We start from the raw sequence: 22,188 nt of genomic DNA, 5'->3' as shown, positions 1-22,188 counted from the left end.
TAGAAAAATCACGCTGGCTAAGGTAGCGATACCGTCAAAATGTACGATGCTTATTGCCTTTTCAAAATAAAAACCTCTGTGCGCACTGTGTCACCGTGTTTTAGGTCCAGACTTATTTTGAGTTGGTCTTCTCCGATCAATTCATAGATCAGGCCTTTCAGCTCGAGGAGTCCTTGCGTAGATTTTATCATGCTAAAGTCGATAAACTCATCTTTGGTTTCCCATGCGGTAAAATCCGGATTGAAGTGTCTTAGTTTCAGCCCCGTTTCGTCTAGTACCCAAAACTCATAAAACTGTACCGCACCTGCCGAGTCTGCATAGCGAAACATGCCCATCAGGTGGCCATTGACATCAGGCTCTGACCATACTTCCTCGAAAACACCTCCAAAACCAGGACCAACCCACCTGCCCGTAAGCCAGGAAAAATCCTGCGCCATTGACGAGATACTTATCAACAGCAATCCAGCTATCATTAATTTTTTCATGTCCAGAAAGTTTAATTAAAGACGATCGCACAGCCATAAACTGGACAAAGAAGATAGGTTATTCAGTCTTACTATTTAAACCTTCGTTCCTGTATTAGTTCAAGGGTTTTGAGTCGCTCTCCGATACACAACTTTTTCCAGTTAATTTGATATCTACAAGCTGATTAACTATCCTACTTTTCCATTGATGAAAAGTAGCCGAGTCCACGGTGGACAAAAATCTAGGCTACGCGCCCCGGGACCGTATTCATTTCATAACGTGATTATGTGTCTCAGGGCGGGAAATAAAAAAACTCTTCAATGAAGCAAGCGGAATGAAACTTAAGTTGCATTCGACACTAATCGTATTCCTCTCTGATAAAGAATTGTGAGCGGATGCTTCATCGACTCAAACCTGCCTATGCCGGCCAGGCAGGCAGTTTTTATTTCTTATCCGCCATGAACCACATAATCCCTAAAATGAATAATGCCCGTCCAAACTCTCAATTCTCTTTAATTTGGATGACCTTAGTTTAGTATATCAGACAAAGAAGATAGGTTATTTTCGTTGATTTTGTGCTAGCTGAAGTGAAACGATCTGTAATCCTTCTTCAAAAGGAGTCGGCTGAAACCCCAATTGCTGCTTTGCTTTATCGATAAGAAAGCCGGTCTTGGGTGGGCGCTTTCCGGGCTGAGTGAAAGTACTGGCATCCACTGCCGAAATCAATGAAGCATCCAAATCAAACGCATCGGCAACTTTGAGTGCCATTTCATAAGGGGTTTGGAGACCTTCTCCAGAGATATGAAAAAGACCTTCTGCCTTTTTTTCAGCTACCAGCCAACAACCTAAAGCCAGGTCTTCGGCAAGAGTGGGGGTGCGCCACTGATCGTTTACCACACGGATGGCTTTACCGGCTTCCAGACTGTTTTTGACCCACAGCACCAGATTGGATCTGCTGAGGTCATGAGCCAGGCCATAAACCAGAACTGTGCGCACAATGGCTGTTTTCAAAGAAGAGGCTTGCACGAGCTGCTCAGCCTTCAGCTTACTAGCTCCATAGACACTAACAGGGTTTGGCTGGTCAGATTCTTTATAGGGTCCATTTTCACCATCAAAAACAAAATCAGTGGATACGAACGTGAAGTGACTACTAAAGGCTTCGGTAGCTTTTAGAAGGTGCTCTGTGGCAGTCACATTGGCGCTTTCGCAAGCTTCTGGGCTTTGCTCACAGTCGTCCACCTGAGTCATGGCCGCACAGTGAATGATGCGGTCTGGCTTTGTTTCTCGGAGGAGGCTTTGCACAGACTCAGGGTCTGTAAGGTCTGCAGAAACATAAAAAAAGCCACTGGCAGGGATCCGCTGAGGACCTCTGCCAGTGGCTATTACTTTTATGTCAGGATCATCACTGAGTAGGTGGATCAATTTTTGACCCAGCAGACCATTGGCTCCGGTGATGAGCACTCTCATTATTTCTCAGCTTTTGGGTACTCGTATCCGTATTTTTTTGTGATTTCTTTTTTGGGGACCATTTCCACCTCCATAGTGAGGTAAGTAGGCGTCACAGGCTTATCTGCACGTCCTTTTTCTACTGCAGCTATTTTGTCGATCACATCCAGACCTTCTACCACCCGGCCAAATACAGTGTACTCGCCATCCAGGTGTGGAGCTCCTTCTTTGTCTGCATAGACGTCTAATTTTTCCTGATCTACATCTGTGCGGTCCAGGCTAATGCCTAGTTCTTGTTCCACGTATTCCTTGCTTTCCAGAGCCAGCTGGTTCATGCCTTCAAAATCACGCTTTTGCTGCAGCTCCACAAAAAGCTGACGAAGGCTGTCATATTCCTCTTTTTGCAGCATTTGGCTGATCGATTGGTTGAGTTTCATTTGGTCAGTGGTCATTTCAGCTTTGCTAAATGCTTTCCCATCCACGATGTAAAACTGACAGCTCGAAGACAGCTTTTTAGGGTTTACCTGATCTCCCTGCCGGGCTGCAGCCAACGCACCTTTCACATGGTAAAAGCCATCTACGATTTCTGCAGGGATGCGACTGCCCTCGGGTTCCTGACCACCTTCTTTTGCGTATACATCTCCGCCCTGGATCATAAACCCTTCGATCACACGGTGCCAGGTAGTGCTGTCATACCGGCCGGATTTTGCCAGCTCGATGAAGTTTTTCTTGTGAAGAGGCGTTTCATCATACAGTATGGCCTTCATGTCTCCATATTCTGTATGGATGGTGATTAGGTAGTCTTTGTTTTTATCACAGGCGCTTAGCGCAAAAAGGCATATCAGCGCACCAATAATGAGTGTTTTGTTCATAATGAATGTGTTAGTTCGGTTTTCAAATATAGAGTGTCAGAGTTGTTTTCGAATCTCAGCTAATATTTTATCCCCTCCTGCAGCTAAAATCTCATCGGCAAGTTGCTCGCCTGCAGCTGCCGGGTTGGGTGTAGTGATGGTTTTTACCAGGCGCTGGCCACCGTCCAGGCTCACGATACCGCCTTGTAGCCGAATGTCGTTTCCTTGCAGCTGGGCCAGGGCAAAGACAGGAATGCTACATCCACCTTCTAGTTTTGCTAAGTAAGCGCGCTCCGCTAGGAGCCTTTTTTCGGTATTTGGATCATTGAGCGCCTGACGAATGGCAGCTCGTTTCTCTGCGTCCAGATTACTATGTGCTTCTATGGCTACACTACCCTGGCCGACGGCCGGGATAAATTCTTCATCACTGAGTGTATGACCAATCATATCGTCGTAGCCCATGCGGTGTACACCTGCATATGCCAGTACCAGACCATCACAGAGTCCGTCGCGCATTTTTTGAATACGGGTTTGTAGATTACCTCGCACGTCCACGGTTTTGATGTGGGGATAAAAATGCCTGAAAAGTGCTACGCGGCGCGTAGATGAAGTACCTAAAACTAGATTCGGGTTTTGCAGATCTATTTCTTGGTCGCCGACGATGACATCATTGATTTTTTCGCGCTCCGAGAAAGCAATGATTTCAAAGCCCTCTGGCAGTCGGGATTGCATGTCTTTGGCGCTATGCACTGCTATATCCACCACTCCAGTGGCCAGCTGCTCTTCCAGCTCCTCGGTGAAGACCCCTTTGCTACCAATTTTGGCAATGGACACGTCAAGCACCTTGTCGCCTTTGGTTTCCTGGAGAACTAGCTCCGTATTGAGTCCGGCGTTGTTGAGCTGTGTGGCAACATGCTCTGCCTGCCACAGGGCGAGCTTACTTTTTCTTGTACCTATTTTGATGGCTTCCATTATGCGTTTTTCTTTCTTCCTCGTTTATTTAGATAGTTCTGCTCCACGTACTCTATGATCTTTCCGGCTATGTCATTGCCCGTAGCTTGTTCTATTCCTTCCAGCCCCGGAGAGCTGTTTACCTCCAGTATTAGTGGCCCACGATCTGACTGCAGCATGTCCACACCTGCGATTTTTAGACCCATGGCGTCTGCAGCTTTCACTGCTGCCGCTTTTTCTGAGCGTTTTAGTTTGATGAGCTCTGCAGTGCCACCCCGGTGGAGGTTGGATCGAAACTCACCCTCTTTGCCAGTACGCTTCATAGCGCCCACTACTTCACCATTTACTACAAAGGCTCGGATATCAGATGCTTTAGCTTCTTTGATAAACTCCTGCACAATGATCCGGGCCTTAAGCCCATGAAATGCCTCAATCACCGATTTGGCAGCTTTTATCGTTTCCGCCAGGACTACCCCCAGGCCTTGAGTGCCTTCCAGTAGCTTGATGATTAGCGGAGCACCGCCCATGTTTTGGATGATCTGCTTTTCCTCTTTAGAGTAGTTAGTAAAAGCGGTTTTGGGCATGCCCAGACCCGAAGCAGCCAACATCTGCAGGCTGCGCAGCTTGTCACGCGACCGGGTGATAGCTATGGAGCTATTAGCACTGAATACATCCATCATCTCAAACTGACGCAATACGGCAGTGCCGTAAAAGGTCACCGACGCACCGATACGGGGTACCACAGCATCAAACCCTTCCAGTTTTTCTCCCATATGATACATGGCCAGGGCATTTTGCTCGATCATGATGTCACACTTCAGGTGATCGATTACCACAGCTTCATGTCCACGGGCCTCGGCAGCTTCTTTGAGCCGACGCGTGGAGTAGAGGGTTTCTTTGCGAGAAAGGATGGCAAGTTTCATGTGCTTGTGATTTTGGGTGTCAGGTGTGTTTTTCTTGCAGTTTCTTTGTCAATATATCAAGAGAGCTGCTTCTGCTCATAGGAAAGGTTTTTCTGAGAGACGTCTACCAGAAAGCGGTCTTTGAGCAGTTTTCGGCCCAAAAGAATCGGGTTTTTCATTTGGCTCCTGTCCGTGAGCGAAAACTCAGTCAGATAGCTTTTGCCAAACAAGACGATTTTCGTTTTGATGATGTACCGGTCTTGCAAGACTCCATTGGAGCTTCGTATTCCTTTCTTAAAAAACTCTTTGGTGTAAAATTTCTTTAAAATGGTTTTGCCAGCTACATCTACGGGGAGCTGAAAGCAAAGTTCATTTTCGATCACCTGTATCTTTTTGCAGTGGATAGACGAAGTATACGCCCCTGTATCTATTTTGGCATTGGCATTTTCTATTCCCAACGTGGGGAGGTCCACTTTATCTACTCTGCCGATGGTTTTTTTTACTTTCATGACGAGCGCAGGAGTTTGCTGCACTGCAACGAAAGATTCAGGTAGGTAATTTTTGGGCTTGCATTGCGATGCAGATGGTTCAAACTGGTACTGATGTTTTTGTAAATCCCTTCCAAGACTTCCAAGGTGGCGAACCCGCCAAATTTCTTAATGAATTCACCTTCAGCACCATCTCGTCGCATGAGTGCATCGTCGGAGGCTTTGGAAAGTATGGCATCTCGGATCAGCGCTATGGAAAACTCAAGGTGGTTGCGTTGTGCAGGCTTGGGACTGCTTGCAAAAGCTTCCGTCTGCTTCACCATCTCCGTATAGTCACCTTTTAGGCATACCTGCATCCAGTTTCTAAACGACTCATATGCCATGGAGCCGGCATGATCCATTTCATAGATCGCACGGCCCATACTTCCACCAGCCATTCGACTGACTTTATCCGCTAGCTCGTCATTGGCGCCCTGGCCCAGGAGATAGCTTTTGATGGTATCGTCCTGAAATGGAGGCACATTAAAAATCTGTGTTCGTGACTTGATGGTGGCCAGCAGGTTGTCATACGCATAGCTTACCAGCAGGTAGATGGTCTGCGTAGGGGGCTCTTCCAGTACTTTGAGTATGCCATTGGCTGCTGCAGGGTGCATGGTCTCAGGGTACCAGATAATCAGTATTTTAAAATCCCCTTCAAAAGACTTCATGCTCACCGTCTTGATGATGTTGCGGCTGTCTTCTTTGGAGATAAAAAGGTTTTTGTTTTCATACCCATTGTAGCTCACCCAGTCATCCAGGTTGGCGTAGGGCTTTTCGGCTGCAAAAGTCCGCCATTTTTTGAGTGTCTCGTTTTGTAGCTTTTCATAGTCCGATGACTTGCTAGCAGATGGCTTGGGATAGATAAAATGTACGTCCGGATGCACGAGACGCTCCAGCTTTTGGCAGTTTGCGCACTGTCCGCAGGAGTCTTCTTCCTGTTTGTTTTCACAAAGCAAAAAGGTAGCAAAAGCAATCGCTAAAGGCAGGCCTCCACCACCAGGTGCACTGTTAAACAACTGCGCATGAGCGATGTGGTTGTTTTTGTACGACGCTACCAGCGATTTTTTTAATGACTCAAGACCAGGGACGTTGGCAAACTGCATTCTTTATCCTCATGTGTTTTTTTCCCATACCCGATATTGGGCAGACGCCTCAAAGATATGGTTTAGGATGGCTTTATCCGTGTCTGTGAGTTCCATTTTTCTTCGCTTCATTACTATGTCTGCAGTAATGAATGCCTTGCGGGGCTGGTGGGTCACAAAACCGGATGCTCCACCCCAGGAAAATGACGGAATGATAGTGCGTGGAAAACCTTCGCCGAAGATATTGGCAGCCACTCCAACTGTAGTACCTGTATTGAAAAGGGTTCCTATAGCTGTTTTGCTGTGGTCACCCATGATCAGCCCACAAAACTGAAGACCTGTGTGAGCAAACCTGCCACTGCCAAAGTCCCACATACGCACGGGATCGTAGTTGTTTTTCAGGTTGGAGTTGTTGGTGGCAGCACCCAGGTTGCACCACTGGCCAATCACAGAATTTCCTAAAAATCCGTCGTGAGCCTTGTTGCTATATCCCCAGAGTACACTGTTGGATACCTCGCCACCTATTTTGCAATAGGGACCCAAAGTAGTGTCACCACGCACGATGCCTCGCATAGCCACTGCACTGTTTTCACCTAAAGCAAATGCACCGCGAATGGTCGCTCCCTCACTTACTTCCGAGTTTTTCCCGAGATAGATGGGGCCGTTTTCAGCGTTTAGAACCGCTGCTCTTACTTTGGCTCCTTCTTCCAGAAAAATGTCTTTGCCATAAGTGATGGTATGGGGATCAGTGATTGGCTGGCTTTCCCTGCCAGCAGTGATCATGTCATAATCTTTGCGGATTTCTGCGCCATTAAGGCGAAAGATGTCCCACGTATGCTGAATCTGATGGGGCGCTCCATCGAAGGTCAGTTTGTGGTAACTATCGCTTTCAAAAGGATTGTCTGCCCCTCGAGCAGCAAGAAGCTGATCGTCGAGGTAAAGCGTTTCGTTTTCTTGTAAGTTTTTGATAGCCTGAGTGAGCTCAGTGTCTGGAAGGACACCATCTGCTATCCAGATAGTGGCATTGGTTGCTTCCACTGCAGGAAAAGCGGGCTGTAGATAGGGCTGGGTTAAAAATCCGTAGGTGGAAAGATCCAGCGCTTTGCTCCATTTCTCAGCTATTGTAAGGATTCCTACACGCAAGTCGGCAACAGGACGGGTATAGGTAAGCGGCAAAAGCTGCTGATGCGCCTTTGCTTGCTCCACAAATAGAATGTTCATGCGGCAAAAATAATGACTCAGAACAGAGTGGAGGAACCTGTGGTAAAAAAATGAAACGAGGTGGGCTTATTGATTGGGCACAAACAAAAAAAGTCTCTGGCTTGGTAGCCAGAGACTCACTTGTTGTAAAAACAAATCTATAATTACTTGTTCTTTTTGTACTTCTTGTTGAATTTCTCCACTCGACCAGCAGTATCCAAGAAGATTTTCTTGCCAGTATAGAACGGATGAGAAGCCGAGCTAACTTCTATTTTGATCAATGGGTATTCGTTACCGTCTTCCCATTTGATAGTCTCATCACTAGTCATTGTAGACTTAGTCATGAATTTGAAGTCACTTGTTGTATCTAAAAAGACTACTTCTTTGTATTCTGGATGAATGTCCTTTTGCATAATTTCTTCGCTTTTCTTAAAAAGGATTGCAAAGATAGGGCATTTTGCACGATAATCAAAACCCCCTTTTTTAATATTTTTACACTGTGCGAACGATACAATATTTACTCCTCTTCCTGACGGCCAGTTACTTAGCGGCACAGTCTACAGATATACCGCTGGGTTCTGCGGCCTATCCTACCCTCGATGAGTGGGACGCAAAATCTGAAATGGGTTTTTTTACAGGTGTAAAACCTATATCCAGACGGTACATAGCAGATTTTTATGCGCATGCACCGAAGAGTCTTAGCAATGCTGATGCCTTTGACAAATCGGCTATTTATTTGCAAACCCGTCATTATCTCGAGGATTCACTTCAGAAAAATAGCGGTTTGTTCAATCGCTTTTTTAAGCTTCCTACAGATTTTTTAGCTGTTCATACCGAGGACTTCCAACTCCATGTTGATCCCATTTGGGTATTTGGAGGGGGGCGGGAGTCTGCCTCGGATGAGCTCATCTACCAAAACTACCGTGGCCTTCAACTGTGGGGTACCATTGATGATAAGGTGAGCTTCTATGCCTTACTTAATGAAAATCAGGCGCGCTATCCGACATACGTTAGAAACATGACTGACTCCACCATTGCCATTCCCTTCGAAGGGTTTTGGAAACAGTATCAGGAGACAGGCGTGGATTTTCTACGAGCACAAGCCTACATTGACTTTAATGCTACCAAACACATCAGTGCTCAGTTTGGGTATGGCAAGCACTTCATAGGCAATGGCATACGCTCACTCGTGCTCTCAGATGTCGGGAATAACTATCCCTACTTACGACTGAATACACGTGTTTGGAAAATTCAATACACCAATATTTTTGCTCAGCTAGTAGGAGAAACTTATGGTGGCGATTTTGGACTCTTGGGTGTGGGCTCATTTCCTAAAAAATACCTGGCCACCCATAGACTGAGTATCAAGCCTACTCCAAACCTTACGCTGAGTTTGTTTGAGTCCGTGATTTACGGTGATTCTACCAACAGCTTCAAAGTGGAGTATATGAACCCTTTGATTTTTTATCTGGCACTGGAACAACAAGATGGTAGTGCAGACAATGTACTGATCGGATTGGATTTTAAGTGGAACCTGTTCAAACGTATTTCCCTTTATGGGCAGCTGCTCATTGATGAGCTGATAGTGGGAGAAGCGTTTAGCGATAGTGGCTGGTGGGGCAATAAAGTAGGCCTGCAAGCCGGAATCCAATATTTTGATGCATTTGGCATAGACAATTTGGACATGCAGGTGGAGTTCAATAGAGTGAGGCCCTACACTTATAGTCATGAGGACAACTACGGTTCGTATACCCACTACAACATGGCACTAGCCCACCCTCTTGGAGCCAATTTCGAAGAGATGCTGCTTAGCGGGAGTTACCGACCACTAGATCGATTGAAAATTTCAGGGACATTGCTCATGGCTCGTTATGGAGATGATATAGGTACGGCAAGCTTTGGACGTGACCCACTTAAAAGCTACAATGCGCGTTTGGAAGACTATGGTGTAAACATTGGTCAGGGTGTGCTTACCAATCTCCACCTGTTTCGTGCGAATGCCACTTATATGATCTATCACAACCTCGCAGTGGAGGCTGGATTTACCTATCGTAAGGAACATGCAGAAGGAGCAGATCCGGAAATAACCAAAATAGGGACATTAGGCCTACGCTGGAATTTCCCAGCAAGATCATACCTTTTTTAGATGCGTGTATTCCTTCGCATACTGTCATTTGCCAGGCCTCTGGGAGGGACCATTCCTCTGTATTTGGGGTTGATCATTCCAGCTACGATCTTTAGTGTGGTCAATTTATCTGTGCTCATTCCACTCCTTCAGGTGCTTTTTGATCAGGCACAGGAAGTGGAAGTGGGTGTATCCACCTCGGGGTGGTCCATCCAAAACTTAAAAAGCTCATTTTACGGATATCTGCATGAGGTTATTCAGGCACGAGGAAAGCTTTCAGCCTTGTACCTGATCTGTACGATAGCCGTGGTTTCGGTACTTCTGGCCAATTGCTTTCGATACTTCTCTCAGCTTGTGTTGGCCAGCGTTAGGGTTCGTGTAATGAAAAATTTGCGGAATGAGGCGTATAGCCATATCCTGTATCAGGAGCTCGGTTTTTTTACCCATAGAAGAAAAGGAGACCTTGTAGCCAGAGTGACTACAGATATTCAGGAAATAGAGCAGTCTGCGGTAAGCACCCTCAAAGCTGTTATCAAGGAGCCGTTTTTGATCATTGGCTACCTGATAGTGCTTATTGCCATCTCACCAAAACTTACTTTGTATACCCTCCTTCTGCTTCCAGTAGCAGGAGTGGGCGTCTCGCTCGTTGCCCGGAGGATTCGGAAGTGGGCTCGAAGATCGCAAGAGTCTATGGGACAGATCGGCCATCTGCTGGATGAGACCATAATGGGTATTCGCACGATCAAAGCCTTTATGGCAGAGACGTTTCAGCAGGCGAGGTTTGAGCAGCAGGTGAAAGCCTACAGTGATCAGGCTTTTCAAATAGCTGCCCGGTCCAATCTGGCGGCTCCATTGTCTGAAGTTATAGGTGTAAGTGTATTGGTACTGGTGCTGGTAATCGGTGGTAGGGAAGTGCTGGTGGTAGGGCAACTTGCCCCCGCGGAGTTTATTGGGTTTTTGATCATTTTTAGCCAACTCCTCAATCCTGCAAAGGCTATTTCTGTAGCCGTGAGCCAAATTAGCCGTGGACTGAGCGCTGCGGATCGAGTATTCGAATTGATGGACCACAGGTCGATCCTGTTCCGTTCGGAAAAGAAAGAATTGCACTTAGAAAATGAGCTGATTTTTGATCAGGTTTCATTCGATTTTGATGGCGAAGCAGTCCTTTCGGAGGTTTCCTTTGGTATAAAGAAAGGAGAAACCATAGCGCTGGTGGGTCCGTCTGGTGCAGGTAAATCTACCGTGGCTGATCTTCTCTGTGGATTTTATCAACCTAAAATGGGACAGGTGCTTATCGATGGTGAACCCTTGAATTTGTACAACCACCAGTGGCTGGAGCAAATAGCTTATGTAGGCCAGGAACCTGTGGTATTTCATGATACCATCGCTGCCAATATTTTGTTTGCCAACCCATCGGCCACAGATGAAGAACTTGAGCATGCTGCTCGCGGCGCTTATCTGCACGAGTTTATCATGAGTTTGCCAAACTGCTATCAAACTACTGTGGGAGACAGGGGTACGCGGCTATCCGGTGGTGAGCGCCAGCGCCTCACTATAGCGCGTGCAATACTCAAAAACCCGAAAGTTTTGGTTTTGGACGAAGCTACTTCTGCACTCGATGCCCAGTCGGAACAATTGGTGCAGGAGGCAGTTTCTAACTTGATGAAAAACCGAACCTCGCTGGTGATCGCACATAGGCTAAGTACCATACAGCATGCAGATCGAATCCTGGTGATGGACAAGGGCCGAATCGTAGAACAAGGCAATCATGAAGAGCTCTTAGAGCAAAAAGGCTTGTACCATAAGCTTGCCCGACTTCAGGCTTTTTCGTAAGTTCATCAATGAAGGGACGTACGTTGATTAGGGATTTTGGCTAACTTTCACGCAGATTCAACTAGTAATGAGAAAATTCAAACTTTTTTTCTACCCCATTTACCTGATAGCGGCATTTTTGATCCTCTACTTCAGCATTGATATACTCAACAATATGGAGGCTTACAAGGCCAAACTAGACATGACTTTTGCGCTACGTCAGTTGCCTTTGTACTTGATGGGGACCTTTATTTTTTTAGCTGTGCTGATGCTTGTGGAGTTGGTGGCCGAAAACTTTCAGATCATTTCACTCAAGCGAAAAGTTAAAAAAGCCCAGGAGGAAGTGCTGCACTACAAAGCCAAACTGTATGATCAGGCAGAGGCAGGTGCTAGTGATGAGGACGATGAAGAAGATGAAGAAGACGAAGAGGATGAAGCGGATGATGATGATGACGATAAATAACGCTGATCGATTGCCACCATATTTTCACGTGTAAAAATCCTTCTTAACCTATGTGAATGGATCGGCAGTTACGAATGGTGTGGGTACAGTACTGGATTTTCGGTCAAAAGAATTAGAACTACTGGCAGCCAAATAGCCAAAACACTCATCAATCTGAGACAAAAGGGGTTGCCACCGGTGTTCTTTTTATATGTTTGAGCTTCAGATCTCAAGACCATGTCTCAGTTGCTTTTTGAAAACATAAAGTCCAAAACAAACCTGTCAGAGGACGATTTTAAAGTGTTTATGGGTTTTATGACCCCTTTTGAGTTGTCAAAAAACAATTACCTGCTCAGAAGAGGCGAAGTAGCTCGTCACATGGCATTCATTACAGAAGGGGTTCTTTACACGTATAGTGTAGACGAGAAGGGTGAGAAACATGTCATCCAAATTGCTTTGTCGGATTATTGGACCACAGATCTCTTTAGTTTGTTTTCAGGAGCTCCTTCTTCTTACGACATTGTAGCTTTAGAACCCACCAGTGGCTTTTTACTCAGTAAAATAGCATTTGAGGAGGCTTGTCTCCAGCTTCCTGTATTGGAACGTTTTTTTAGGATACTGATACAAAATGGCTATGTACAGTCGCAGCGACGCATAGCAGGCATTTACAGCAGCAGTGCAGAGGAGCGCTACCTTCAATTGCTCAAAGCCAATCAGGAAATCATTCACCGAATTCCACAGCATGTCATCGCTTCATACCTGGGCATCAAGCCACAGTCCTTGAGTCGTATCCGCAAGCAAATGGCACAGTCCAGTTCTTGAAAGTCCGAATAGATTACTTAACATAGGTGAATGTTTTTGGCAATGTGCCTGGCGAATTTTGAGTCAATCAAATGAATCAGGATATGCTAAAACTAAAAGAAGCTCAGCAGCTCTGCGAGGCAGTGCTGCAGTATGGGCAGGATCGTCAGCTCCACCCGCTAACTGTATCCGTTTTAGATACTGGAGGGCATCCACTCTGCATTTTGCGACATGAGCGTTCGGGTATTTTACGGTATGAAATTGCATTTGGAAAAGCCTGGGGAGCATTGGGGCTGGGAATGGGTACTCGTGTATATAGTGAGCTCACAGCCGCAGAAGGCACTTCTCAGTCTTTTGTGCATGCATTGATGAATGCTTCTGCCGGTAGGGTAGTGCCTACTAGAGGAGGCGTTCTCATTCGCAATGTTAGTGGAGACCTGCTGGGTGCTATTGGTGTGAGTGGAGACACGCCACAAAATGACGAGTCCGCAGCACTTTATGCATTGAATCACTTCAATTTTATAGCTCAACCTTAAACCGGAACCATGATGAAACGAAAAGATTTTATTAAAAGCCTGGCAGTGGTGCCGGCAATGGGCACTAGCCTCAAAGCACTCTCCGGGATAGCGCGTCATTTCCCCGAATCACCACTAATGCCTGTACTATTTGTAGGCCACGGAAACCCCATGAACGCGATCACAGAAAATGAGATCACCCGTGGTTGGCGCCAAATGGCCAAAGGACTAGAGCCCACGGCCGTACTTTGTGTGTCGGCTCATTGGGAGACCAAAGGATCGTATGTTACTATGTCATCCGCTCCACGTACCATCCATGATTTTGGAGGTTTTCCCAAAGAGCTATTTGAGGTGCAATATCCCGCCCCTGGAGCTCCGGAATTAGCTCGTGAGGTGATATCATCAGTAAAAAATCGTTCCGTCCAGGAGGACCATGACTGGGGACTGGACCATGGCACCTGGTCGGTTTTGATCAAAATGTTTCCAGAGGCCAACGTCCCGGTTTTTCAATTGAGTCTGGATACACAGCTTTCGCCAAAGGAGCACTACCAATTAGCTCAGGAGCTTCAAGGTTTGCGAAGAAAGGGTGTGTTGATCGTAGGGAGTGGCAACATTGTACATAATCTACGCGCAGCAAAATGGGACTCCAATGAACCTTATGACTGGGCGCTAGATTTTGATGAGCAAGTCAAAAGCTACATTCAACAAGGCACCCATGATTTGCTACAGCGCTCTGAGCAGCTCAGCCCGGAAGCTCGCCTGGCCATTCCTACACCCGAGCATTATTTGCCATTGTTATATGCCCTGGCTTTGCAGCAAAAGGATGAGCCAGTAAGCTTTTTCAACGAAACCATAGAGATGGGTTCTATGGCCATGAGGTCATTTGTGATAGGCGGAAACGCCTAAAAGAGACATCCCAGCAGAGCCAAAGCTAAATTTTATTTTCACAGTTGTTTGAGAATATGGTAATTTAGAAACCATGCTCGCTAAGACCTATGGAAGCGCCGTATATGGCGTAAATGCTTACAAAATCACCATCGAAGTAAATGTGGGGCAAGGTACCCGCTTTTACATGGTGGGACTGCCAGACTCTGCCGTGAAGGAAAGTGAACAGCGCGTGGAGTCTGCGCTCAAATACCACGACTATCGAATGCCCCGGCAAAAGGTGGTGGTCAACCTTGCTCCCGCTGATATCAAAAAAGAAGGTTCGTCTTATGACCTGCCCATAGCACTGGGGATCTTGCATGCATCAGAGCAAGCCAGCTTTCCTGACCTGGAAAACTATATAATCATGGGGGAGCTGTCTCTGGATGGCATCCTGCGGCCTATCAAAGGCGCCTTGCCCATTTCCATCGAGGCGCGCAAGCAGGGTTTTAAGGGATTTATCCTGCCCAAGGAAAATGCATCGGAGGCGGCCATAGTAGATGACCTGGAGATCATTGGCGTAGAAACGATCAAAGAAGCCATAGAGCATCTGGACGGTACTGCGCCCATCAAACCACTGCTTTATGATACGCGTGACGTGTTTTTTGATGACCTGGACCATATAGAGTCCGATTTTGCTGACGTGCAGGGGCAGGAAAACATCAAACGCGCGATGGAGATCGCTGCGGCAGGAGGCCACAATGTCATCATGATCGGCCCACCGGGTGCTGGGAAAACCATGCTCGCAAAGAGGCTTTCATCCATCCTACCCCCACTGTCTCTTCACGAAGCACTGGAAACGACCAAGATTCATTCGGTAGCGGGTAAGCTGGGCGAAAATGGAAAACTGATCGCTCACCGACCTTTTCGATCGCCACACCATACCATTTCAGATGTAGCACTCGTAGGTGGAGGAGGTATCCCTCAGCCGGGAGAGATTTCTTTGGCTAATAATGGCGTGCTGTTTCTTGATGAACTTCCGGAGTTTAAGCGCACAGTACTGGAAGTGATGCGCCAGCCGCTGGAAGAACGACGGGTTACCATTTCTCGTGCTAAGGTAAGCATCGACTATCCCGCCAATTTCATGCTGGTGGCCAGCATGAACCCATGTCCCTGTGGCTACTACAACCACCCCGAAAAAGAATGTGTATGCGGACCGGGCGTGGTGCAGCGCTACCTCAACAAAGTCAGCGGCCCGCTGCTGGATCGGATCGATCTGCATGTGGAAGTCACGCCTGTTTCTTTCGATCAGATGACCGCCGATCGCAAGGCAGAATCTAGCCTGGACATCCGCCAACGCGTGGTAAATGCCCGCGAGATCCAAAAGGAACGCTTTAAAGAAACTCCGGAAATCTTTAACAATGCGATGATGGGCTCCACCATCACCAAAGAAACCTGCAAAATCAATGCTGCAGGTAAGGCGCTACTGAAAACGGCTATGGAAAAGCTGGGACTCTCGGCACGCGCTTACGACCGGATATTGAAAGTGTCGCGTACGATTGCCGATCTGGCGGGCAGCGAAAATATTCAGATTGAACATTTGGCAGAAGCAATTCAGTACCGAAGCCTGGATCGAGAAGGCTGGGCCGGGTGATGGTGTCGTGGGGGATAGTATAAATGACTTCCCATTAATTTCAGGTTAAGCACCTAATCGCGATAGACGTCTTTTCGATGACCGATTTTGATGATATCAATAATCTGAACATGATCATCAATGGAATAAATGATTCTGTAATTCCCAGACCTGATTCGCCAATATTGATTGTTTCCTCTTAGCTTACTCGAACTTGCAGGTCTAGGATCAATAGCTAAACCTTTTATTAAGGGGATTAATTGGTTGTTTACTTTTCTGGGCAGTTTTTTTAATTCCTTGCTTGCCGACCTGGTAATAGTAATCTTATAGAGATTCATCCAATTTACCACTTTTCTTCAAGTCACTAACTACTTCGTCGAATGGTAGTCTATCGTCATTTTTTCTGTTTTCGGCGATCAGGCAATCGTAAAAGTCTTCCCACAGTTTTCCGTGTGTATCTAGATTAATTTGAACGGCGACTCGTTCGTTATTTTCGTTGGTCAGAAAGTTTATTCCCTCCATAATATGAATATTATATACTTAAATATAACTGAAATCTGATTCAAGAAATTTCAAAAAAGCAAAGACTTTTGCATTTCCTACACACAACAATCCACCAACTTCTCACTGATCTCCTCAAAGGTGGACTGCCCTTTGTCTTGGAGGTACCACTTTTGTAGCTCTACAGAAAACTCGCTGTAGGGCCTGGGCGTTTCTTCCTTTTTCCAGTTGTCAAACAGCATCTGTGCGGCTTGTGGTCGTGGGCCCCACGTGTCGATCACTTCAAAGGAATCATCGAGCATGATCAGCTTGGGGATGGAGCGCCCTCCACGGAACAGAAACTGATCCATGAGCTCCAGGTTTTCATCTCTCAGTACATAGCGTGTATTGATCAGCTCATTGGCAGCAGCCAGCTTTTCGATCAGCGGCAGGCTCTGGGCAGCATCTCCGCACCAGCTCTCGGTAATTATCAGCCACGTTTGTGGAGCATTTACCTTCGCTACCTTTTTACGTGCGGCATCATCCAGGGAGATGGTTTTGACTAGCCTGGTCATGCGCTGTTTGTTGAGCTTGGTGTAGTTCACCAGCGCTTCCGTTTGCTTCGGGCCAGAGGCTTTCCCCGTAAGGGTCAGAGATTCCATCAGCTCCATGTATTCGGCATAAGACATGGACTGATTGAGTGCGGCATTGATGATATTTTTAAGTTCCATTGCTTCTATTTCGTAAAAAGTCTACGAAGTAAATCGGAACCTGCAGTTTTTGGTTGCCAATACGGGCGAGACGTTACTCAATTGTCGCCTGGGCGCTCTTAGGGCTCGTGCCATAACCCTTCACTCCCAGGAAAAACAAGTAATACATGCCCAGCATGATCACATGGGCGATATCGTCACGGTTAAACCACGCCGGGTGGATGTCTACCTGCCCTACTTTCACTCCAGCCATTACAAAGAGCCCCGCCATGCCGTACAGGAAGTATTTATAGTTCGTCTGACCTTCTTTAAACCTACTCCATGACAGCAAGCCTGCCAGCAGAAAAAAACCGGCTGTATGCACCATCACCCATTTAAAGGAAAGATCAATGATCAGGAGCATAAAAGTGGCAAAGAGCTTACTGCGCACTACCGTGAGCAGCATCTGTCGCTTCTTGGGGTCCTGAACATCCAGCAACATGGCTGATTCTGCTGCTACTATACCTATTGCCGCTACAGACCAGCCGGGGATTTTTCCCAGCATACCGGTATAGTTGTACAATAAATGTGAAAACCCTCCAAAAATCAGCGAAATGGTGTAAGCCAGAAAAAACCAGGACCAGTATTTTTGGAACTTGTTTTCTGTGCCTCTTAGCCGTAGGAAAAAGATAAAACATTGGGTGGCGAGTACCCAGTTCATCAGGGTACTGAGGGGTTCGAGGAGGGACAGGCCCAAAAATTCAAAAGCTACTTTTTCCAATTTATTGTGAGATGATCTGGGGGCGAAACTATAAAACTTCGTCAAAACATTATTCTTTATCTTGCCACCACATCCCAATTATGCCCAACAAATGCTGCGATCTCTTCTAAAGATTTTAGCCGTTTTTATAATCTTGCTTACCGTGCTGCTCACACTTACGGTAACCCCGGTAGACCGAAGGCCATACGAGGAGCTTCCTTTCTATACCGAAATGAACCAACGCCTTGACTCACTGGCAGCAGCATACAGTCCCCCAACTGTAGGAGGTCAATTAAAGGTTGGATGGGCCTCGGTGAGCATTACGCCCAGTCGTCAGGTGCCTTTGGCGGGATTCGGAGCACGGAGCCCAAAGCTCATGACTGATGTGATGGATTCTACCTTTGCAAAAGCAGTGGTTTTATCGGACGGTCATCGCCGCGTTGCTCTGTTTTTTGCAGACTTGCTGATCGTCCACCCAGAATTGGCCCAGGCAATCTATGAGCGACTACCAGCCCCATGGCAGCCTGAGGACCTATACTTTACTGCCACCCATACCCATAGCGGACCCGGAGGTTGGGCGCCTGGCCTTGTGGGCAAATTATTTGCCGGGGCTTATGATGCAGACCTGGTAGACTTTTTGGCAGAGCGTTTCGTAGAGGTTTTGGCAGCTGCCGAAAAAGACCTGGCGCCCGGGCACTTCGGTGCTGTGGAGCTACGAGTAGAGGAGCTCGTAAAAAATCGATTGGTAAAAGAAAAAGGTATCAAAGACCCCTGGCTCAAAGTCATCGCACTAGCCAGCGGGCAGGAGAAAGGATTGCTTGCCTTTTATTCGGCGCATGCCACTTGCTATGGTCCGGATAACCGGCAGCTCAGCGGGGATTACCCCTCAGCACTAGTCGATGAACTTTTGGCAGATAGTCTGACAAGCTTTGCAGCCTTTGGGGCCGGAGCTATGGCTAGCATGGGGCTCAACACCGGTTTGCCAGATCCACAGGCTAATGTAGACGTCATGGCGGAAACGCTTTCTAATCAAATTGAGCTGGGAAGCATGCTCATGTCAGCACCCAAGGACTCCCTGGTGCTAAATGCTTTTCGTTTGCAGCTTCCTCTGCGCCGGCCTGCATTCAAGCTTTCTAAAAACCTGGCGTTGCGACCCTGGGTGTTCGAAAGTGTTTTTGGCAGCTATAGCCATGATATTTCCGTACTTTTACTGGGTGAAACAATTTTTATCGGGCTCCCCTGTGATTTTTCTGGTGAGCTGGCGGTGCCGCTGTACGAGCAGGCAAGAGCTCTGGGCTATCAGCTGGTGATCACCTCATTCAACGGGGGCTATGCAGGCTATGCCATCCATGAAAAATGGTATGACCTCTCCAAATACGAAGCTCGCACGATGAGCTGGTATGGCCCTGATTTTGGTACTTACCTTTCAGAAACTATCGCTAGAGTGCTCAATGCTCTGGCACAGACCGGATATAGGAATGAACGAACAAAAAGTGGACATTAAGACACCCACGCTGCTGGTAGACGAACGCAAAGTCCGCCACAACCTGCGCACTATGCTGGCCAAAGCACGGCATAATGGATCCTCGCTGCGGCCGCACTTCAAAACGCACCAGTCGGCTACTGTAGCGCAATGGATCCGTGATGAAGGTATTGATAAGGCTACGGTATCTTCTGTGGGCATGGCGAAGTATTTTGCCGATGCAGGCTGGGAAGATCTCCTGATTGCTTTTCCCTACAACCCTCTCGAATATGAGGAAATGACTGAGCTGGCAAACAAATGCAAGCTCAGCGTAACCATCGTATCAAAAGAGGCTCTGGATCATCTCAACGCACATGTAGATGCTGAGCTGGACTACTACATCAAAGTAGATGTAGGCACTCACCGCACGGGCATCTCGTCGACCGATGTGGAGCTGATCAACCACCTCGCAACCTCTGCCAATCCCAAACATCGGTTAAAAGGAATTTTGGCCCATGCCGGACATACCTATAAACCACTGGATGCTCACGCTGCCCGGGTGATGTTTGATCATGCGATCGAACAACTCATGGAAGTAAAGCAGGCAATAGGGCAGGAAGAGCTAATTATCTCTTATGGAGACACTCCTTCGTGTTCGTTGCTGGATGAGTTTCCGGGAATAGATGAGCTGCGCCCGGGCAACTTTGTGTTTTATGATGTCATGCAGCATTATTTTGGATCATGTACTCTGGCAGAGATTGCCGTTTGCATGGTTTGCCCCGTAGTGGCCATACATCCAGAACGATGTGAAGTGGTCGTGTATGGTGGCGGTGTGCATTTCGCAAAAGAATCCATTAGCGAGTTAGGAGAAAATGTGTTTGGCAAAGTAGTTGCGCTAAGTGGACGGTCGTGGGACTCTTTTCCGCTTGCACGCGTAGACCGATTGTCTCAGGAGCATGGTATCATTAAGGCCAGCGAGGAGTTTGTGCAGGCTTTAAAAATAGGCGATCTGGTAGGAATTTTACCTGTGCATAGTTGCCTCACTGCAGATATACAGCCGCACTATCAGGCGCTGGATGGCACGATTATAGAAAAATGGAATAAATCCTGAAAAGGAATAGAATACGACTACTATGAGAAGAACAATAACTTTATTTTTTGCGCTTGCGCTAACGGCAAGCAGCATGGCTCAGCAGGCCAAAGAGCTGGATTCCCTTGATCACATGATTGGGCAAATGATTCTGATAGGCATGGGAGATTTCAATAAACTGGATAAGAAAGCCCCGGTTTTTAAAGACATCCAATCAGGAAAAGTAGGAGGTGTGATTTTGTTTGAGAAAAACCTGGCCAGTAAAAATACGGAGAAGAATCTCCGTGATATGCTCAGTTATGCTCAGTCACTTTCAAACATACCTTTGTTTGTAGGTATCGATGAAGAAGGAGGCCGTGTCAATCGGCTCAAGCCTAAGTATGGTTTTCCGAAAACGGTAACGGCGCAATACCTGGGTGAGCTCAACAACACCGACAGCACTGAATTTTATGCTGAGCAGACGGCTGGAGCATTGTATGGGTTGGGCATCAACATGAACTTTGCCCCTTCGGTAGATGTGAACGTCTACCCCGAGAATCCGGTGATTGGAAAGATTGGGAGGTCTTACTCACCGGATCCTGCGGTGGTAGCTACGCATGCAGCCAAGGTGGTAGAGGCCCATGATTTGTTTGGTGTGGCTACTGTAGTAAAGCACTTTCCAGGGCATGGGAGCTCACGTAATGATTCTCACCTGGGTCTCACCGACGTTTCGAGTACCTGGAGGTTTCGGGAGCTGCTGCCCTATAAGATGCTGATGGACTCGGGCAAAGTACGCGCAGTGATGACTGCCCACATTGTAAATGAAGTGATGGATGAGCGTAAGTTGCCAGGAACGCTCTCAGACCGAATCATAGGAGGAGTGCTCCGTGGTTTTATGGGCTATGATGGCGTGGTAGTGTCTGACGATATGCAGATGAAAGCCATCAGTAAGGAGTATGGGCTGGAAGATGCCATCAAAAAAGCAGTAAACGCTGGAGTAGATATCCTACTTTTTGCCAACAATGTGCCTGATTATGATTTGGTTACAGCCGATCAAATTCATAACATTATAAAGAATTTCATTAAAAATGGAGATATTAGTGCTGATCGGATTGCCAAGTCATACGACCGAATCATGAAATTGAAAGCGGACCTGAAACTGACCGATTAGCCTAAAGCCTTCAACTTACCTAGCCTATAAATGATCCAATACAATCCTAAATCCTGGTTTTCGTTAATCTTTGATGTCTACAGCCGCTATGTGATCAAGCTACTTTTTCCGCTGCTGCTCTTTGTAGGCTTGTTTACCACGCTGTTGTGTTTTCTAGTGATCGACGTGTTCGATTTTCATTATGAAGGTACGATTGCTTTTCACTCTATTCTTGGGGTGATTTTAGGGTTGTTTTTGGTACTCAGAACCAACACGGCGTATGATCGCTGGTGGGAAGGCCGTAAACTTTGGGGGCGACTGGTAAATGATACCCGCCAGCTGGCGATCAAATTTTCCGTTTTTTTACCAGAGGATGCTAAAGAGGATCGGGAGTTTTTTCGCCGCATGGTTCCCAATGTAGCTTTTGCTATGAAAGAGCACCTGAGAGACAGTATACTGGTAGGGGAGATGGACCCCATCACTGAGGAAAACAAACAGCGGATCATTGCCAGCAAGCACCGGCCAAACATGATCAATAAGCTACTCTACGAGCGGGTGATGAAATGCCGAAATGAAGGCAAACTTACCGCAGAGCAACTGTTTATTTTGGATAAGGAGATCAAAGGGTTTACAGACATTATAGGAGCCTGCGAGCGGATCAAGAGCACGCCTATTCCGTATTCCTACAGTATGTTTATCAAAAAATTTCTGTTTATCTACGCCATCACCTTGCCCATCAGTTTTATGTGGCAGCTGCACTACTGGACGGTGCCTTTGGTGATGCTGGCGTTTTATTTTTTGGTAAGTATCGAGCTGATTTCAGAGGAAATCGAAGACCCATTTGGTACCGATATCAATGACCTGCCGCTCAACGATCTGGCCCTCAAGATCAAAAAGAATATCCGGGAGATATTGCAGGATTAGGCGATCAGCTTTTTCTATCTAAACCTTTCTGTACCAGA

The 22,188-nt window shown here is 46.9% G+C and carries 24 protein-coding genes; 11 read left to right on the top strand and 13 right to left on the bottom strand.

All coding sequences use genetic code 11. The features are described from left to right. Window positions 1–50: 50 nt before the first annotated feature. The 9 genes from C7460_RS11395 to C7460_RS11355 all read right to left on the bottom strand — a co-directional run bounded on the left by C7460_RS11395 (window position 51) and on the right by C7460_RS11355 (window position 7,837). Complete coding sequence (locus tag C7460_RS11395) at window positions 51–485, bottom strand: DUF6265 family protein (RefSeq protein WP_115868231.1); 435 nt, start codon at window positions 483–485, stop codon at window positions 51–53. 538 nt (window positions 486–1,023) lie between these two features. Continuing rightward, window positions 1,024–1,932, bottom strand: a complete 909-nt coding sequence (locus C7460_RS11390) for an SDR family oxidoreductase (RefSeq protein ID WP_115868230.1) — start codon at window positions 1,930–1,932, stop codon at window positions 1,024–1,026. Continuing rightward, window positions 1,932–2,783: a peptidylprolyl isomerase gene (locus C7460_RS11385; protein ID WP_115868229.1), complete on the bottom strand. Its 852-nt coding sequence runs from the start codon at window positions 2,781–2,783 to the stop codon at window positions 1,932–1,934. The genes C7460_RS11390 and C7460_RS11385 overlap by 1 nt, the downstream gene beginning before the upstream one ends. A gap of 36 nt (window positions 2,784–2,819) precedes the next feature. Beyond that, window positions 2,820–3,734, bottom strand: a complete 915-nt coding sequence (hemC, locus tag C7460_RS11380; RefSeq protein ID WP_185148299.1) for a hydroxymethylbilane synthase — start codon at window positions 3,732–3,734, stop codon at window positions 2,820–2,822. Then, complete coding sequence (gene rimK / locus C7460_RS11375; RefSeq protein WP_115868227.1) at window positions 3,734–4,636, bottom strand: 30S ribosomal protein S6--L-glutamate ligase; 903 nt, start codon at window positions 4,634–4,636, stop codon at window positions 3,734–3,736. Before rimK ends, hemC begins: the two co-directional genes overlap by 1 nt. A gap of 56 nt (window positions 4,637–4,692) precedes the next feature. Continuing rightward, window positions 4,693–5,124 carry an ATP-dependent zinc protease family protein gene (locus tag C7460_RS11370; protein WP_115868226.1) on the bottom strand — a complete coding sequence of 144 codons (432 nt, stop codon included), beginning with the start codon at window positions 5,122–5,124 and terminating at the stop codon, window positions 4,693–4,695. Next, window positions 5,121–6,245, bottom strand: a complete 1,125-nt coding sequence (locus tag C7460_RS11365; protein WP_115868225.1) for a DNA polymerase III subunit — start codon at window positions 6,243–6,245, stop codon at window positions 5,121–5,123. The genes C7460_RS11370 and C7460_RS11365 overlap by 4 nt, the downstream gene beginning before the upstream one ends. A gap of 9 nt (window positions 6,246–6,254) precedes the next feature. Next, on the bottom strand, window positions 6,255–7,445 hold the full coding sequence (locus tag C7460_RS11360; protein WP_115868224.1) for a GlmU family protein: 1,191 nt from the start codon (window positions 7,443–7,445) through the stop codon (window positions 6,255–6,257). A 143-nt stretch (window positions 7,446–7,588) separates the two neighbouring features. Then, window positions 7,589–7,837 carry a type B 50S ribosomal protein L31 gene (locus C7460_RS11355; protein ID WP_115868223.1) on the bottom strand — a complete coding sequence of 83 codons (249 nt, stop codon included), beginning with the start codon at window positions 7,835–7,837 and terminating at the stop codon, window positions 7,589–7,591. 86 nt (window positions 7,838–7,923) lie between these two features. Here C7460_RS11355 and C7460_RS11350 point away from each other — a divergent pair, with 86 nt between their 5' ends. The 7 genes from C7460_RS11350 (at window position 7,924) to C7460_RS11320 (ending at window position 15,637) form a co-directional block, all read left to right on the top strand. Next, window positions 7,924–9,570 carry a capsule assembly Wzi family protein gene (locus tag C7460_RS11350; protein WP_115868222.1) on the top strand — a complete coding sequence of 549 codons (1,647 nt, stop codon included), beginning with the start codon at window positions 7,924–7,926 and terminating at the stop codon, window positions 9,568–9,570. Continuing rightward, window positions 9,571–11,382 (top strand): ABC transporter ATP-binding protein, encoded by a 1,812-nt coding sequence (locus C7460_RS11345; protein ID WP_115868221.1) that lies wholly within the window; start codon window positions 9,571–9,573, stop codon window positions 11,380–11,382. A 67-nt stretch (window positions 11,383–11,449) separates the two neighbouring features. Next, on the top strand, window positions 11,450–11,824 hold the full coding sequence (locus tag C7460_RS23965; protein ID WP_185148298.1) for a hypothetical protein: 375 nt from the start codon (window positions 11,450–11,452) through the stop codon (window positions 11,822–11,824). A gap of 216 nt (window positions 11,825–12,040) precedes the next feature. After that, complete coding sequence (locus C7460_RS11335) at window positions 12,041–12,625, top strand: Crp/Fnr family transcriptional regulator (RefSeq protein ID WP_115868220.1); 585 nt, start codon at window positions 12,041–12,043, stop codon at window positions 12,623–12,625. 83 nt (window positions 12,626–12,708) lie between these two features. Beyond that, window positions 12,709–13,140, top strand: coding sequence for a GlcG/HbpS family heme-binding protein (locus C7460_RS11330; RefSeq protein ID WP_115868291.1), 432 nt, complete (start codon window positions 12,709–12,711; stop codon window positions 13,138–13,140). A 9-nt stretch (window positions 13,141–13,149) separates the two neighbouring features. Continuing rightward, window positions 13,150–14,025 (top strand): 4,5-DOPA-extradiol-dioxygenase, encoded by an 876-nt coding sequence (ygiD, locus tag C7460_RS11325; RefSeq protein WP_317127696.1) that lies wholly within the window; start codon window positions 13,150–13,152, stop codon window positions 14,023–14,025. A gap of 73 nt (window positions 14,026–14,098) precedes the next feature. Then, window positions 14,099–15,637 (top strand): YifB family Mg chelatase-like AAA ATPase, encoded by a 1,539-nt coding sequence (locus C7460_RS11320; RefSeq protein WP_115868218.1) that lies wholly within the window; start codon window positions 14,099–14,101, stop codon window positions 15,635–15,637. 53 nt (window positions 15,638–15,690) lie between these two features. Here C7460_RS11320 and C7460_RS11315 read toward each other — a convergent pair whose 3' ends face one another. The 4 genes from C7460_RS11315 to C7460_RS11300 form a co-directional block, all read right to left on the bottom strand. Next, complete coding sequence (locus C7460_RS11315; RefSeq protein WP_115868217.1) at window positions 15,691–15,954, bottom strand: type II toxin-antitoxin system RelE family toxin; 264 nt, start codon at window positions 15,952–15,954, stop codon at window positions 15,691–15,693. Further along, window positions 15,941–16,138 (bottom strand): hypothetical protein, encoded by a 198-nt coding sequence (locus tag C7460_RS11310; protein ID WP_115868216.1) that lies wholly within the window; start codon window positions 16,136–16,138, stop codon window positions 15,941–15,943. Before C7460_RS11310 ends, C7460_RS11315 begins: the two co-directional genes overlap by 14 nt. Window positions 16,139–16,215: 77 nt before the next feature. Beyond that, complete coding sequence (locus C7460_RS11305; protein WP_115868215.1) at window positions 16,216–16,827, bottom strand: thioredoxin family protein; 612 nt, start codon at window positions 16,825–16,827, stop codon at window positions 16,216–16,218. A 73-nt stretch (window positions 16,828–16,900) separates the two neighbouring features. Then, window positions 16,901–17,506, bottom strand: coding sequence for a DUF6962 family protein (locus C7460_RS11300; protein WP_147302919.1), 606 nt, complete (start codon window positions 17,504–17,506; stop codon window positions 16,901–16,903). A 151-nt stretch (window positions 17,507–17,657) separates the two neighbouring features. On the opposite strand from C7460_RS11300, the gene C7460_RS11295 reads away from it, so the two are divergent. From C7460_RS11295 to C7460_RS11280, 4 genes are read left to right on the top strand one after another with little or no spacing between them, the layout of a single operon-like run. Continuing rightward, entirely contained in the window at window positions 17,658–19,049 is a 1,392-nt protein-coding gene (locus tag C7460_RS11295) for a neutral/alkaline non-lysosomal ceramidase N-terminal domain-containing protein (protein ID WP_115868213.1), read from the top strand. Then, complete coding sequence (locus tag C7460_RS11290; protein ID WP_170147974.1) at window positions 19,024–20,118, top strand: alanine racemase; 1,095 nt, start codon at window positions 19,024–19,026, stop codon at window positions 20,116–20,118. Before C7460_RS11295 ends, C7460_RS11290 begins: the two co-directional genes overlap by 26 nt. A 22-nt stretch (window positions 20,119–20,140) precedes the next feature. Beyond that, window positions 20,141–21,247: a glycoside hydrolase family 3 protein gene (locus tag C7460_RS11285; RefSeq protein ID WP_115868211.1), complete on the top strand. Its 1,107-nt coding sequence runs from the start codon at window positions 20,141–20,143 to the stop codon at window positions 21,245–21,247. Between the two features lie 30 nt (window positions 21,248–21,277). Continuing rightward, window positions 21,278–22,150: a bestrophin family protein gene (locus C7460_RS11280; protein ID WP_115868210.1), complete on the top strand. Its 873-nt coding sequence runs from the start codon at window positions 21,278–21,280 to the stop codon at window positions 22,148–22,150. Window positions 22,151–22,188 lie beyond the last annotated feature (38 nt).

The organism is Marinoscillum furvescens DSM 4134 (assembly GCF_003386095.1).
GTDB classification, from domain to species: Bacteria; Bacteroidota; Bacteroidia; order Cytophagales; family Cyclobacteriaceae; genus Marinoscillum; species Marinoscillum furvescens.
The sequence above is the reverse complement of the archived record's forward strand: the minus strand, read 5'-3'. Positions and strand labels throughout refer to the sequence as shown.

What these genes read in the sequence shown, in the direction of transcription:
- C7460_RS11390 (WP_115868230.1), bottom strand. Translation starts at nt 1,932, where the DNA reads ATGAGAGTGCTCATCACCGGAGCCAATGGTCTGCTGGGTCAAAAATTG.
- C7460_RS11290 (WP_170147974.1), top strand. Translation starts at nt 19,024, where the DNA reads ATGAACGAACAAAAAGTGGACATTAAGACACCCACGCTGCTGGTAGAC.
- C7460_RS11300 (WP_147302919.1), bottom strand. Translation starts at nt 17,506, where the DNA reads ATGAACTGGGTACTCGCCACCCAATGTTTTATCTTTTTCCTACGGCTA.
- C7460_RS11330 (WP_115868291.1), top strand. Translation starts at nt 12,709, where the DNA reads ATGCTAAAACTAAAAGAAGCTCAGCAGCTCTGCGAGGCAGTGCTGCAG.
- C7460_RS11280 (WP_115868210.1), top strand. Translation starts at nt 21,278, where the DNA reads ATGATCCAATACAATCCTAAATCCTGGTTTTCGTTAATCTTTGATGTC.
- C7460_RS11310 (WP_115868216.1), bottom strand. Translation starts at nt 16,138, where the DNA reads ATGGAGGGAATAAACTTTCTGACCAACGAAAATAACGAACGAGTCGCC.
- C7460_RS23965 (WP_185148298.1), top strand. Translation starts at nt 11,450, where the DNA reads ATGAGAAAATTCAAACTTTTTTTCTACCCCATTTACCTGATAGCGGCA.
- C7460_RS11285 (WP_115868211.1), top strand. Translation starts at nt 20,141, where the DNA reads ATGAGAAGAACAATAACTTTATTTTTTGCGCTTGCGCTAACGGCAAGC.
- C7460_RS11385 (WP_115868229.1), bottom strand. Translation starts at nt 2,783, where the DNA reads ATGAACAAAACACTCATTATTGGTGCGCTGATATGCCTTTTTGCGCTA.
- C7460_RS11395 (WP_115868231.1), bottom strand. Translation starts at nt 485, where the DNA reads ATGAAAAAATTAATGATAGCTGGATTGCTGTTGATAAGTATCTCGTCA.
- C7460_RS11365 (WP_115868225.1), bottom strand. Translation starts at nt 6,245, where the DNA reads ATGCAGTTTGCCAACGTCCCTGGTCTTGAGTCATTAAAAAAATCGCTG.
- C7460_RS11355 (WP_115868223.1), bottom strand. Translation starts at nt 7,837, where the DNA reads ATGCAAAAGGACATTCATCCAGAATACAAAGAAGTAGTCTTTTTAGAT.
- C7460_RS11345 (WP_115868221.1), top strand. Translation starts at nt 9,571, where the DNA reads ATGCGTGTATTCCTTCGCATACTGTCATTTGCCAGGCCTCTGGGAGGG.
- C7460_RS11320 (WP_115868218.1), top strand. Translation starts at nt 14,099, where the DNA reads ATGCTCGCTAAGACCTATGGAAGCGCCGTATATGGCGTAAATGCTTAC.
- C7460_RS11335 (WP_115868220.1), top strand. Translation starts at nt 12,041, where the DNA reads ATGTCTCAGTTGCTTTTTGAAAACATAAAGTCCAAAACAAACCTGTCA.
- C7460_RS11360 (WP_115868224.1), bottom strand. Translation starts at nt 7,445, where the DNA reads ATGAACATTCTATTTGTGGAGCAAGCAAAGGCGCATCAGCAGCTTTTG.
- C7460_RS11315 (WP_115868217.1), bottom strand. Translation starts at nt 15,954, where the DNA reads ATGAATCTCTATAAGATTACTATTACCAGGTCGGCAAGCAAGGAATTA.
- rimK (WP_115868227.1), bottom strand. Translation starts at nt 4,636, where the DNA reads ATGAAACTTGCCATCCTTTCTCGCAAAGAAACCCTCTACTCCACGCGT.
- ygiD (WP_317127696.1), top strand. Translation starts at nt 13,150, where the DNA reads ATGATGAAACGAAAAGATTTTATTAAAAGCCTGGCAGTGGTGCCGGCA.
- hemC (WP_185148299.1), bottom strand. Translation starts at nt 3,734, where the DNA reads ATGGAAGCCATCAAAATAGGTACAAGAAAAAGTAAGCTCGCCCTGTGG.
- C7460_RS11370 (WP_115868226.1), bottom strand. Translation starts at nt 5,124, where the DNA reads ATGAAAGTAAAAAAAACCATCGGCAGAGTAGATAAAGTGGACCTCCCC.
- C7460_RS11295 (WP_115868213.1), top strand. Translation starts at nt 17,658, where the DNA reads ATGCTGCGATCTCTTCTAAAGATTTTAGCCGTTTTTATAATCTTGCTT.
- C7460_RS11305 (WP_115868215.1), bottom strand. Translation starts at nt 16,827, where the DNA reads ATGGAACTTAAAAATATCATCAATGCCGCACTCAATCAGTCCATGTCT.